General features: G+C 72.0%; 11 protein-coding genes and 2 riboswitches. Of the genes, 10 read left to right on the top strand and 1 reads right to left on the bottom strand.

Features of this window, described 5'->3' with window-relative positions; translation table 11 throughout:
• The first annotated feature begins 76 nt into the window (after window positions 1-76).
• From STRCI_RS38505 to STRCI_RS38480, 6 genes are all read left to right on the top strand, one after another.
• On the top strand, window positions 77-286 hold the full coding sequence (locus STRCI_RS38505; protein WP_269663642.1) for a hypothetical protein: 210 nt from the start codon (window positions 77-79) through the stop codon (window positions 284-286).
• 89 nt (window positions 287-375) lie between these two features.
• Window positions 376-560, top strand: a riboswitch (cobalamin riboswitch).
• Between the two features lie 30 nt (window positions 561-590).
• Window positions 591-1298, top strand: coding sequence for an energy-coupling factor ABC transporter permease (locus tag STRCI_RS38500; RefSeq protein ID WP_269663641.1), 708 nt, complete (start codon window positions 591-593; stop codon window positions 1296-1298).
• Window positions 1295-1657: an energy-coupling factor ABC transporter substrate-binding protein gene (locus STRCI_RS38495; RefSeq protein ID WP_269663640.1), complete on the top strand. Its 363-nt coding sequence runs from the start codon at window positions 1295-1297 to the stop codon at window positions 1655-1657. The genes STRCI_RS38500 and STRCI_RS38495 overlap by 4 nt, the downstream gene beginning before the upstream one ends.
• Window positions 1658-1663: 6 nt before the next feature.
• Window positions 1664-2413 (top strand): cobalt ECF transporter T component CbiQ, encoded by a 750-nt coding sequence (cbiQ, locus tag STRCI_RS38490; RefSeq protein ID WP_269663639.1) that lies wholly within the window; start codon window positions 1664-1666, stop codon window positions 2411-2413.
• Window positions 2410-3252 carry an energy-coupling factor ABC transporter ATP-binding protein gene (locus STRCI_RS38485; RefSeq protein WP_269663638.1) on the top strand — a complete coding sequence of 281 codons (843 nt, stop codon included), beginning with the start codon at window positions 2410-2412 and terminating at the stop codon, window positions 3250-3252. The genes cbiQ and STRCI_RS38485 overlap by 4 nt, the downstream gene beginning before the upstream one ends.
• Window positions 3245-3568 (top strand): hypothetical protein, encoded by a 324-nt coding sequence (locus STRCI_RS38480; RefSeq protein WP_269663637.1) that lies wholly within the window; start codon window positions 3245-3247, stop codon window positions 3566-3568. Before STRCI_RS38485 ends, STRCI_RS38480 begins: the two co-directional genes overlap by 8 nt.
• 17 nt (window positions 3569-3585) lie before the next feature.
• Here the strand turns inward: STRCI_RS38480 and STRCI_RS38475 are convergent, their stop codons facing one another.
• Window positions 3586-4935 carry a short-chain fatty acyl-CoA regulator family protein gene (locus STRCI_RS38475; RefSeq protein ID WP_418953484.1) on the bottom strand — a complete coding sequence of 450 codons (1350 nt, stop codon included), beginning with the start codon at window positions 4933-4935 and terminating at the stop codon, window positions 3586-3588.
• 320 nt (window positions 4936-5255) lie between these two features.
• On the opposite strand from STRCI_RS38475, the gene aceA reads away from it, so the two are divergent.
• The 4 genes from aceA to metE all read left to right on the top strand — a co-directional run bounded on the left by aceA (window position 5256) and on the right by metE (window position 11718).
• A complete protein-coding gene (gene aceA / locus STRCI_RS38470; RefSeq protein ID WP_269663635.1) occupies window positions 5256-6539 on the top strand; it encodes an isocitrate lyase in 1284 nt (427 codons plus the stop codon).
• Window positions 6540-6574: 35 nt separating this feature from the next.
• Window positions 6575-8167 carry a malate synthase A gene (aceB, locus tag STRCI_RS38465; RefSeq protein WP_269663634.1) on the top strand — a complete coding sequence of 531 codons (1593 nt, stop codon included), beginning with the start codon at window positions 6575-6577 and terminating at the stop codon, window positions 8165-8167.
• Window positions 8164-9024, top strand: coding sequence for a 3-hydroxybutyryl-CoA dehydrogenase (locus STRCI_RS38460; protein ID WP_269663633.1), 861 nt, complete (start codon window positions 8164-8166; stop codon window positions 9022-9024). Before aceB ends, STRCI_RS38460 begins: the two co-directional genes overlap by 4 nt.
• Before the next feature lie 2 nt (window positions 9025-9026).
• Window positions 9027-9249, top strand: a riboswitch (cobalamin riboswitch).
• A 153-nt stretch (window positions 9250-9402) separates the two neighbouring features.
• Entirely contained in the window at window positions 9403-11718 is a 2316-nt protein-coding gene (gene metE / locus STRCI_RS38455; RefSeq protein WP_269663632.1) for a 5-methyltetrahydropteroyltriglutamate--homocysteine S-methyltransferase, read from the top strand.
• Window positions 11719-11729 lie beyond the last annotated feature (11 nt).

Genomic DNA, 11729 nt, shown 5'->3' with positions numbered 1-11729 from the left:
TCCGCGTGCCGGGTGCGCGGTACCTCCCGAGCGGGTCCTCGCACGGTGTGGGATCCGTCTCGAAGGAGAGGCACTCATGCGCGCACGCTTCACCCTCCTGCCCGCTGCCCTGACCGCGACGGTGCTTGCGACGGCCGGGGACGCCGCCGCCCACGACGGCCCCCTTCTGGGTGTCTCCAACCACGCGCCCGTGGTGTCGGTGGTCAACGGCATCGAGCTGAACGACCCGTTGGAGGACGTCCTGGAGCACACCCTCAACTTCGGTGACGGCTATCACTGGGAGTGACCCCGGCGGGTGCGCGCTCTGGGCGTATGAGCTGGCGTGCGCCGTCTTTGCGCCCCCGAGGCGCGCTTGTCAGCCGACCTGATCAGGCACTACTGTCACCACGCCTTGGTGAACGGGAAATCCGGTGTGATGCCGGTGCGGCCCTCGCCACTGTGATCGGGAAGTCCGGCTCCAGCCCTCGCGGGCAGCCACTGGGTCCTTGTGACCCGGGAAGGCGGAGCACCGGGCGGTGTCACCCGTCAGCCAGGAGACCGGCCAAGGCACGTCAACCATCCACGAGGTGCTGGAGAGGGTCTGCTGAGCCATGCACATAGCCGAGGGTTTCCTGCCACCGGCGCACGCGGTCGCCTGGGGCGTCGCGTCCGCGCCGTTCGTCGTCCACGGAGTACGGTCACTCACCCGTGAGGTCAGGGAGCACCCGGAGAGCACCCTGCTCCTCGGCGCCTCCGGGGCCTTCACCTTCGTCCTGTCCGCCCTCAAGCTGCCGTCGGTGACGGGGAGTTGTTCCCATCCCACCGGCACCGGCCTCGGGGCCATCCTGTTCCGGCCGCCGATCATGGCGGTCCTGGGCACCATCACCCTGCTCTTCCAGGCCCTGTTGCTCGCCCACGGCGGCCTGACCACGCTCGGCGCCAATGTCTTCTCGATGGCGATCGTCGGGCCATGGGCGGGCTACGCGGTCTACAAGCTGCTCCGGCGCTACGACGTGCCGCTGATGGTCGCGGTGTTCTGCGGCGCATTCGTCGCCGACCTGTCCACCTACTGCGTCACCAGCGTCCAGCTGGCACTCGCCTTCCCCGACCCGAGCAGCGGTTTCCTGGGCGCGCTCGGGAAGTTCGGCTCCATCTTCGCGGTCACCCAGATCCCGCTCGCGGTGAGCGAGGGGCTGCTCACGGTGCTGGTGATGCGGCTGCTGGTGCAGTCCAGCAAGGGCGAGCTGACCCGGCTCGGCGTGCTGCTCTCCGGCGGCAAGCGGGTCCCGGCCGAGTCGAACGAGGCGGTGGCCCGATGAGCCGTAACACCAAGATCAACCTGCTGCTTCTGCTCGCGGTGGCCCTGCTCGCGGTGATGCCGCTGGTCCTCGGGATGGGCGATCACAAGGAGGAGCCGTTCACCGGCGCCGACGGCGAGGCGGAGACGGCGATCACCGAGATCGAACCGGACTACGAGCCGTGGTTCTCCCCGCTGTACGAGCCGCCGTCCGGGGAGATCGAGTCGGCGCTGTTCTCCCTCCAGGCGGCCATCGGAGCCGGTGTCCTCGCCTACTACTTCGGGCTGCGGCGCGGCCGCAAGCAGGGTGAGCTGCGGGCCCGGGAGCGGGATGCCGTGGGCGTGGGAAGTGCCGGGGAGTCGGACGGCGAAGGGGTCTGAGCCCTCGTGCTGCCCATCGACGCGGCGGCGCACAGCAGTCGCTGGCGCCGCCGCCATCCCGTGGACAAGGCCGTGCTCGGGCTCGGTCTCACCGTGCTCGCGATCTCGCTGCCGCCCTGGCCCGGCGCCGCGCTGGTCCTGGTGACCGCCCTCGCCGTGCTGCTGGGTCCGGCGGGCGTGCCGGGCCGGAAGCTGTGGCGGGCCTACCGGGTGCCTCTGGGCTTCTGCATCACCGGCGCAGCCACGCTGCTGGTCCAGGTGGGCGGGCCGGACGGCTTCGTCTCCCTCGCCGACGACGGCGCGGTGCGGGCCGGGGAGTTGCTGCTGCGCACCTCCGCGGCCTCCCTGGGCGTGCTGCTGTTCGCGTTCACCACGCCCATGTCGGACCTGTTGCCGCGGCTGGTGAAGGCCGGCGTGCCACCGGCCGTGGTCGACGTGGCACTGGTGACCTACCGGATGAGCTTTCTGCTGCTGGACTCGATGCGGCGGATCCGGGACGCCCAGGGAGCGCGGCTCGGGCACACCACGCGGGCCGCGACGTGGCGGTCCCTGGGCGGGCTCGGGGCCACCGCGTTCGTGCGCGCCTTCGACCGGGCCACCCGGCTTCAGGCGGGGCTCGCCGGGCGCGGCTACGACGGCACGCTTCGCGTGCTGGTGCCCGAGGCCCGGATCTCGGTCCGTTTCACGGCGGCGAGCTGCGGGCTGCTCGTGGCGCTGGCCGCCCTCACCCTCGTACTGGAAGGTCCCCTGTCATGAGCGAGTTGGTCGCCCTCAGGGGCGCGTCCTACGCCTACGAGGAAGGGCCGACCGTGCTCGACGGCCTGGACTTCGAGGTGCGCGAGGGGCGGGCGCTGGCCCTGCTCGGCCGCAACGGCAGCGGCAAGACGACACTGATGCGGCTGCTGAGCGGGGGACTTCGGCCGCGCGAGGGCCAACTGACCGTCGAGGGACGGGCGGTGTCGTACGACCGCAAGGGGCTGACCCGGTTGCGGACGACCGTTCAGCTGGTGGTGCAGGATCCCGACGACCAGCTCTTCGCGGCCTCGGTCGGGCAGGACGTGTCCTTCGGGCCGCTCAACCTCGGACTCTCCGACGCCGAGGTGCGGGCGCGGGTCGAGGAGGCGCTCGCCGCGCTGGACATCACGGCGCTCGCCGAGCGGCCCACGCATCTGCTCTCCTACGGGCAGCGCAAGCGGACCGCGATCGCCGGTGCCGTGGCGATGCGGCCCCGGGTGCTGATCCTCGACGAGCCGACCGCCGGGCTCGACCCGGACGGGCAGGAGCGGCTGCTGGCCACGCTCGACGGACTGCGGGCGAACGGCACCACCGTGGTCATGGCCACGCACGACGTCGACCTCGCCCTGCGCTGGGCCGACGACGCGGCGCTCCTCACTCCGGGTGGCGCCCGCACCGGCCCCGCGCCCGAGATGCTGGCCCGCACCGATCTCCTGAAGGAGGCCGGACTGCGGTTGCCGTGGGGTGTCGCGGCAGCCGAACTGCTGCGGGGGCAGGGTCTGTTGGGTGGAGGTGCGGCGGGTCCGCGTACGCCTGAGGAGCTTGCCGCGCTGGCCGCCCCGATACCGGCCGATGGGTGATGTGCCTCGGGGCCGGCCGGTCGTGGTCGACGGGCAGGAGCTGGTCGCCGTGTCCGGTGAGGACTTCGCCCGGTTGCTGGCCACCCGCCGACAGGTGGGCGGCCAGAGCGCCCGCATGCGCGCCCTGTTGGGCACCGTCGAGGAACTGCTCCGGGTGCTGGCCGACGTCGACACGGCCCTGGCCGAGGTGGGCGCCGCCCATGCCTGTGCGGGCTCGGGCTGCGCGGTGTGCACGGTCGTCGGCGGGGTGGCGGACCGGGTGCGGGTGGCCCGGGAGGCCGGGGGCCGCAGGCTGGGGCGGCGCGCCTCCGAGTAGGCCCTCCGGCCCGTCGGTCATGAGGGGTCGGTGACCGGATACGGCACGAAGGTACTGCTGTTCTGGTCGATGCGCAGGGAACGGCCGAGCGGCGGCGCGGCCCGCTGCGGGCACTCCAGCCGCTCACAGACCCGGCACCCCATGCCGATGGCGGTCACGGCCGAGTCATTGGCCAGGTCGAGCCCGTCGGAGTAGACCAGCCGGTGGGCATGGCGGATCTCGCAACCCAGCCCGATGGCATACGTCTTGCCGGGCTCTCCCCACCCGCCGCGGTGCCGGGTCACCGCGCGGGCCGTCCACAAGTAGCGCTGCCCGTCCGGCATTTCGGCGACCTGGAGGTGGATGCGGCCGGGCGCGGCGAATGCCTCGTAGACGTTCCACAGCGGGCAGGTGCCGCCGGCCCGGGAGAAGTGGAAGCCGGTCGCCGACTGCCGCTTGGACATGTTCCCGGCGCGGTCCACCCGGACGAACGAGAACGGCACGCCGCGCAGCCGGGGCCGCTGGAGGGTGCTCAGGCGGTGGCAGACGGTCTCGTAGCCGAGGCCGTAGCGGTCGGTGAGGCGTTCGATGTCGTAGCGGAACTCCTCGGCCGCCGTGTGGAAGGCGGTGTACGGCAGGATCAGCGCGGCGGCGAAGTAGTGCGCGATGCCGATGCGGGCCAGGGCGTGGGTGGGCGACCCGGCCGGGAAGTCCTCGGCGGCCTGGCGGTCGAGGTCCTCGCCGTGTTCCAGCAGGGCGAGCTGGGTCGCCATGCGGAAGGCCCGCTGACCGGGCCGCAGGTGGGTCGACAGGTGCAGGGTGCGGGTCGTGTCGTCGTAGCGGTGCAGTCGGCCTCCGGCCTGCGCGGCCAGGCGCACACCGTGGGTGTCGGCCAGGCGTGCGGTCAGGGCGCCGAGCACCTCGCCGGGCCGGATGCCGAGTTCACCGGCGAGGCGTTCGGCGGCGACGTCGGTGTCGTGCAGATAGTTCTGGCGGCGGTAGAAGAAGTCCCGCATCTCCTCGTGGGGTGAGAGCGCCGTGGCGCGGTCGCGGGCACGGGCGTCCGTCGCTCCGGCGAGCCGCTCGGAGAGCAGTTGGTTGCGCCGGGCGAGGTCGAGCAGCACCTGTGCCACGGCGGGCAGACGCCCCGCGACGTCGGCGAGGTCGGCCGGGGACACCCGGGACTCGGCGAGTTCCTGCGTGAGCGCTTCCCTCAGGTCCGCCACCAGCCGGGTGGTGTCACGTTCGGAGAAGAAGCCCGGGTCGACGCCGAAAGCCTCGGTCAGCCGGAGCAGGACCGGGACGGTGAGTGGCCGGGAGTCGTGTTCCATCTGGTTGAGATAGCTGGGCGAGATGCCGAGGACCCGGGCCAGTTGGGCCTGGCTCATCCGCCGTTCCTCGCGCAGCCGTCGCAGACGCGCCCCCGCGTACGTCTTGCCCGCCACCTCGTCCTCCCCGTCCGGTTCCGGCCAGCGTACGCGATCAGCGCCGCGATTCACCCTTCGCAAAATTGGCAATCGACGCTCGGAAGATTCGCAGAACTTGGCATTCAGCCACGGTTGTTGACACTCAGTGCCACTGCCAGAGTTGCCGCTGCGGACCTGATGACGAGCGTTCGCGGCAGATCAAAGACACGCAGTGCCACGCCCCTTCCGCATTGGCGGCGGGTGTTGGCACATGCACACAGACCGAGGAGACGGTGACAGTCATGGCAGAGGCGAGGACGCAGGCGGCCGAGGAACTCGCGCGGCGCTGGGCCACCGACGCACGGTGGCAGGGCATCGAGCGCACCTACCCGGCCGAGGACGTGATCCGACTGTCCGGCAGCGTCCGCGAGGAGCACACCCTGGCCCGCCGGGGCGCCGAGCGGCTCTGGCGGCAGCTGCACGAGCGGGACTATGTCCACGCGCTCGGCGCGCTCACCGGCGGGCAGGCCGTCCAGCAGGTGAAGGCCGGGCTCCAGGCGATCTACCTGTCCGGCTGGCAGGTCGCCGCCGATGCCAACCAGGCCGGTCACACCTACCCCGACCAGAGCCTGTACCCGGTCAACTCGGTGCCGCAGGTGGTCCGTCGGATCAACAACGCCCTCCTGCGCGCCGACCAGATCGCCACCGCGGAAGGGGCGGGCGACACGACGGACTGGCTCGCGCCGATCGTCGCCGACGCCGAGGCCGGGTTCGGCGGTCCGCTGAACGCCTTCGAGCTGACCAAGGCGATGATCGCGGCCGGGGCGGCCGGCATCCACTACGAGGACCAGCTCGCCTCGGAGAAGAAGTGCGGCCATCTAGGCGGCAAGGTGCTCGTGCCCACCTCCCAGCACATCCGCACCCTGAACGCGGCCCGCCTCGCCGCCGACATCGCCGACGTCCCGACGGTGATCGTCGCCCGTACGGACGCCCTGGCCGCCAACCTCCTCACCAGCGATGTCGACGAGCGGGACGCGGAGTTCGTCACCGGCGAGCGGACCGCCGAGGGCTTCTACCGGGTCCGCAACGGCATGGCCCCCGTCATCGCCCGCGGCCTCGCCTACGCCCCGTACGCCGACCTGATCTGGGTCGAGACCGGCACCCCCGACCTCGCCCAGGCCCGCGAGTTCGCCGAGGCCATCCACGCCCAGTACCCGGACCAGATGCTGGCCTACAACTGCTCGCCCTCCTTCAACTGGAAGGCGGCGCTGGACGACGACCGGATCGCCAAGTTCCAGCGGGAGCTGGGGGCGATGGGCTACCGGTTCCAGTTCATCACCCTGGCCGGGTTCCACTCCCTCAACCACGGCATGTTCGACCTCGCCCGCGGCTACGCCGAGCACGGCATGACCGCCTACGTCGACCTCCAGGAGCGGGAGTTCGCCGCCCAGGAGCACGGTTTCACCGCCGTGCGACACCAACGCGAGGTCGGCACCGGCTACTTCGACCTCGTCTCCACCGCCGTGAACCCCGCTTCCGCCACGACCGCGCTCGCCGGCTCGACCGAGGAGGAGCAGTTCCACTAGGTCACCGTCATCCCGTCCCGGTCAGGAGACCCACCATGTCCGTCACCGCCCTCTCCCACCGCCTCCGCGTCCTCGCGCCCCCAGGCCACCGGCACGACGAGATCCTCACGCCCGCCGCCCTGGACTTCGTGGGCCGGCTGGCCGCCGAGTTCGGCCCGCGCCGCCAGGACCTGATGAAGGAACGGCGCCGCCAGGCCCTGCGGCTGGCCACCGGCTCACCGCTCGACTTCCCCATGGTCACCGCCACCGTCCGGGACGACCCCGGCTGGCGGGTCGCACCGCCCGCGCCCGGCCTGACCGACCGGCGGGTCGAGATCACCGGCCCACCGGACCGCCGGATGACGGTCAACGCCCTCAACTCCGGTGCCAGTGTCTGGATGGCCGACTTCGAGGACGCCACGTCCCCGCTGTGGGACCACATCGTCGGCGGCCAGCTGAACCTCCTCGACGCCATCGAGCGCCGGATCGACTTCACCACCCCGCAGGGCAGGGAGTACCGGCTCGGCGAGCGGCTCGCCACGATCGTGGTCCGGCCGCGCGGCTGGCATCTGGACGAAGAGCACCTGGAGTTCGAGGGGCGGCCGGTGCCCGCCGCGCTGGTCGACTTCGGTCTGTACTTCTTCCACTGCGCCCAGCGCCAGATCGACGCCGGGCACGGCCCGTACTTCTATCTGCCCAAGCTGGAGAACCGCTACGAGGCCCGACTGTGGAACGACATCTTCGTCAGGGCCCAGGAGCTGCTCGGCATACCGCGCGGCACCGTCCGGGCCACCGTCCTGATCGAGACGATCACCGCCGCCTTCGAGATGGAGGAGATCCTCCACGAGCTGCGTGAGCACGGCGCCGGGCTCAACGCGGGCCGCTGGGACTACCTGTTCAGCCTGATCAAGACGTTCGGACATCGCTCCGACTTCCTCCTTCCGGACCGGGCGAGGGTGACCATGACCGCCCCGTTCCTGCGGGCGTACACCGAACTGCTGGTGCGCACCTGCCACAGGCGGGGCGCGCACGCCATCGGCGGCATGGCCGCCCAGGTGCCCGGGGCGGACCCCGAGGCGCGTACGGCGGCGCTCGCCACGGTCCGGCTGGACAAGGAGCGGGAGGCGGAGGACGGCTTCGACGGCTCCTGGGTGGCTCACCCGGGGCTCGTCCCCGTCTGCCGTGAGGTCTTCGACGGCGTGCTCGGCGAACGGCCCCACCAGATCGACCGGACGCGCGACGACGTGGACGTGCGGGCGGCGGATCTGCTCTCGGTGCGTCGGATCAGCGGCCCGCCGACGCCCGACGGCGTGCGCGCCAACATCGCCGTCTCGGTGCGCTACTTCGCCGCGTGGCTGCGGGGCAAGGGGGCGGTCGCGCTGTACGGGCTGATGGAGGACGCGGCGACCGCGGAGATCGCCCGGGTGCAGATCTGGCAGTGGCTGCGGCACCGGGTGATCGACCGGGTGACGGTGCTGGAGCTGCTCGACTCCGAAGTGGCGGCGCTGCGGGCGGAGGACGCGTCGGCGCCCGTCGACGAGATCCGTGCGCTCTTCCAACGGAACGCGCTGAGCGGCGAGTTGCCGCCCTTCTTCACCCCGGAGGCCTACACCCGCCATCTGGTGCGCCACGCGGAGGCACGCTCATGAGCAGCGGTATCCGGCGCATCGGAGTGGTCGGCGGTGGACAGATGGGCGCGGGCATCGCCGAGGTGTGCGCACGGGCCGGACTCGACACGGTGGTCTGCGAGGCCGACGCGATCGCCGCCGGCGCCGCCCGGGAGCGGGTGGCCGCCTCCCTGGAGCGTGCCGTGCGCCGCGGCAAGCTGGACCCGGCCGCCGCCCAGGACGCCCTCGCCCGCCTGACCTTCAGCGGAACGCTGGAGGACCTGGCCGACCGGCAGCTCGTCGTCGAGGCCGTCATCGAGAACCCCGGTGCCAAAGCGGAGGTGTTCGCCGCACTGGACAAGATCGTCCAGGATCCGGCGGCCGTCCTGGCGACCAACACCTCCTCCCTCCCGGTGATGCGGCTCGGCATGGCCACCAGCCGCGCGGACCGGGTGGTGGGCCTGCACTTCTTCAACCCGGTGCCGGTGCTGCCGCTGGTCGAGGTGGTGTCCACCCTGCACACGGCTCCGGGGACGGTCGCCGTCGTACGGGACTTCGTCACCGGCACCCTGGGCAAGACCGTCGTCCACTCCCGGGACCGGGCGGGCTTCGTGGTCAACGCGCTGCTCATCCCGTACCTGCTCGCCGGGATCCGGATGGCGGAGTCCGGCTTCGCCACCGCCACCGACATCGACACCGCGATGGAACTGGGCTGCGCCCACCCCATGGGCCCGCTGAAGCTGGCGGACCTGATCGGTCTCGACACCGTGGCCGCGATCGCCGAGGCGCTGTACGAGGAGTTCAAGGAGCCCCTGCACGCCACTCCCCCGCTGCTGCGGCGGATGGTCGAGGCCGGGCTGCTGGGGCGCAAAACCGGGCGGGGATTCCACGTGTACTGAACTAGAGTTGGCGTCGCAGCTGGTTCGCCCCGTCAGCCGGACGGGAGCGTCGTAAGAGGGAACCCGGTGGGAATCCGGGACTGCCCCGCAGCGGTGAGTGGGAACGACCGCCGTCATACGCACTGGGCCCGATGTACCGGGCCCGGGAAGCGACGGCCAGTAGGAGTGCTCCGCCAGGAGGACGTGCCCGCGAGTCCGAAGACCTGCCAACTGCCCGTGCCCGGACCCCTCGTGCACGGACATCCCGGTGACCTCGAGGGCGGGTCGGCGTACACACCAGGCGGAGCGGCACCGAGCGCGCCCGCCGGGTTTGTCACCCCTTCGCGCTCTCGTCCCGTCCCCGGGATCTCAGGGATTCATCTCGCGAAGGAGATCTCCGTGACCACCGAACCCACAGCCGCCGCCGCGACGGCCACTGTGTACGGCTATCCCCGGCAGGGCCCGAACCGGGAACTCAAGAAGGCCGTCGAGGGCTACTGGAAGGGCCGCGTCTCCGCCCACGCCCTCCACGCCACCGGCGCCGAGCTGCGCCGCGCCACCTGGCGGCGACTGGCCGAGGCCGGGATCGGCGAAGTCCCCACCGGTGACTTCTCGTTCTACGACCATGTCCTGGACGCCACCGTCATGCTGGGCGCGATCCCCGGCCGCCACCGGGCCGCCATGGACGCCGACCCGCTCGACGGGTACTTCGCCATGGCGCGCGGGACGCAGGACGTCGCCCCGCTGGAGATGACCAAGTGGTTCGACACCAACTATCACTATCTGGTGCCCGAGTTGGGCCCGGACACGGTGTTCACCGCCGACTCCGCCAAGCAGGTCGGCGAGGTGCGCGAGGCGCTCGCGCTGGGGCTCACGCCCCGGCCGGTCCTCGTCGGCCCCGTCACCTACCTGCTCCTCGCCAAGCCCGCGCCCGGGACGGCCCCCGGCTTCGCCCCGCTCACCCTGCTGGACCGGCTGCTGCCGGTGTACGCCGAACTCCTCGCCGATCTGCGCGCGGCGGGCGCCGCATGGGTGCAACTCGATGAGCCCGCCCTGGTACAGGACCGCACGCCGGCCGAACTCGGCGCCGCCGCCCGCGCCTACCAGGGCCTCGGCGCGCTCACCGACCGGCCGAAGCTGCTCGTCGCCTCCTACTTCGGCCGGCTCGGCGAGGCCCTGCCGGTACTGGCCAAATCCCCGGTCGACGGACTGGCCCTGGACTTCACCGGCACCGGCAGCCTCGAAGAGCTCGCCCGGGTCGGCGGACTGCCCGGAAAGCGGCTGGTCGCCGGAGTCGTCGACGGCCGCAATGTGTGGGTCAACGACCTGGCGAAGTCCCTCACGACCCTCGGCACGCTGCTCGGACTCGCCGACCGCGTCGACGTGGCCGCCTCCTGCTCACTGCTGCACGTCCCCCTCGACACGGCGGCCGAGCGGGACATCGAACCGCAGATCCTGCGCTGGCTCGCCTTCGCCCGGCAGAAGACCGCCGAGATCGTCACCCTCGCCAAGGGCCTGACCCGCGGCACCGACGCCATCGCCGCCGAACTCGCCGCCAACCGGGCCGACCTGGCCTCCCGCGCCCGCTCCCCCATCACCCACGACCCGGCCGTGCGCGCCCGCGCGGCCGCGGTCACCGAGTCGGACACGCGCCGTTCCCAGCCGTACACGGAACGCTCGGCCGCGCAGCGCGCCCTGCTCGGCCTGCCGCTGCTGCCGACGACCACCATCGGCTCCTTCCCGCAGACCGGCGAACTGCGCACCGCTCGGGCCGACTTGCGGGCGGGCCGGATCGACGCGGCCGGGTACGAGGACCGCGTCCGGGCCGAGATCCAGGAGGTGATCTCCTTCCAGGAGAAGGCCGGTCTCGACGTTCTGGTGCACGGCGAGCCCGAACGCAACGACATGGTGCAGTACTTCGCCGAGCGCCTCACCGGGTATCTCGCCACACAGCACGGCTGGGTGCAGTCCTACGGCACCCGCTGCGTCCGCCCGCCCATCCTGGCCGGTGACATCTCCCGGCCCGAACCGATGACGGTGCGCTGGACGACGTACGCCCAATCGCTCACCTCCCGTCCGGTCAAGGGGATGCTCACCGGTCCCGTCACCATGCTCGCCTGGTCCTTCGTCCGGGACGACCAGCCGCTCGCCGAGACCGCCCGGCAGGTCGCCCTCGCCCTGCGCGAGGAGGTGAACGACCTGGAGGCGGCGGGCAGTTCGGTGATCCAGGTGGACGAGCCCGCGCTGCGCGAGACACTGCCGTTGCGGTCCGCCGACCATGCGGAGTACCTGGCGTGGGCGACCGAGGCGTTCCGGCTCAGCACCGGCGGGGTCCGGCCGGACACCCAGATCCACACGCACATGTGCTACGCCGAGTTCGGTGACATCGTGCGGGCCATCGACGATCTCGACGCCGATGTCATCAGCCTGGAGGCGGCCCGTTCCCATATGCAGGTGGCCCGTGAACTGGCCGCGCACGGCTATCCGCGCGAGGCCGGGCCCGGGGTGTACGACATCCACTCGCCGCGGGTTCCGGACGTGAGGGAGGTGGCGGACCTGCTGCGGACCGGGTTGCGGGCGATCCCCGCCGAGCGGCTGTGGGTCAATCCCGACTGCGGTCTGAAGACCCGGGGTTGGCCGGAGACCCGCGCCGCCCTGGAGAGCCTGGTCGCCGCGGCCCGGGTGGTGCGCGGGGAGGTGTCGGCGGCGGGCTGATCCGAACGGCC

Source organism: Streptomyces cinnabarinus (assembly GCF_027270315.1).
In the GTDB taxonomy this organism is placed as follows: Bacteria; Actinomycetota; Actinomycetes; order Streptomycetales; family Streptomycetaceae; genus Streptomyces; species Streptomyces cinnabarinus.
The sequence above is the reverse complement of the archived record's forward strand: the minus strand, read 5'-3'. Positions and strand labels throughout refer to the sequence as shown.

Bases quoted from the DNA above. Each gene is read 5' to 3' on its own strand.
- STRCI_RS38495 (WP_269663640.1), top strand. From the start codon at position 1,295: ATGAGCCGTAACACCAAGATCAACCTGCTGCTTCTGCTCGCGGTGGCC.
- aceA (WP_269663635.1), top strand. From the start codon at position 5,256: ATGGCAGAGGCGAGGACGCAGGCGGCCGAGGAACTCGCGCGGCGCTGG.
- aceB (WP_269663634.1), top strand. From the start codon at position 6,575: ATGTCCGTCACCGCCCTCTCCCACCGCCTCCGCGTCCTCGCGCCCCCA.
- STRCI_RS38485 (WP_269663638.1), top strand. From the start codon at position 2,410: ATGAGCGAGTTGGTCGCCCTCAGGGGCGCGTCCTACGCCTACGAGGAA.
- STRCI_RS38480 (WP_269663637.1), top strand. From the start codon at position 3,245: ATGGGTGATGTGCCTCGGGGCCGGCCGGTCGTGGTCGACGGGCAGGAG.
- STRCI_RS38500 (WP_269663641.1), top strand. From the start codon at position 591: ATGCACATAGCCGAGGGTTTCCTGCCACCGGCGCACGCGGTCGCCTGG.
- STRCI_RS38505 (WP_269663642.1), top strand. From the start codon at position 77: ATGCGCGCACGCTTCACCCTCCTGCCCGCTGCCCTGACCGCGACGGTG.
- STRCI_RS38460 (WP_269663633.1), top strand. From the start codon at position 8,164: ATGAGCAGCGGTATCCGGCGCATCGGAGTGGTCGGCGGTGGACAGATG.
- STRCI_RS38475 (WP_418953484.1), bottom strand. From the start codon at position 4,935: ATGAGCCAGGCCCAACTGGCCCGGGTCCTCGGCATCTCGCCCAGCTAT.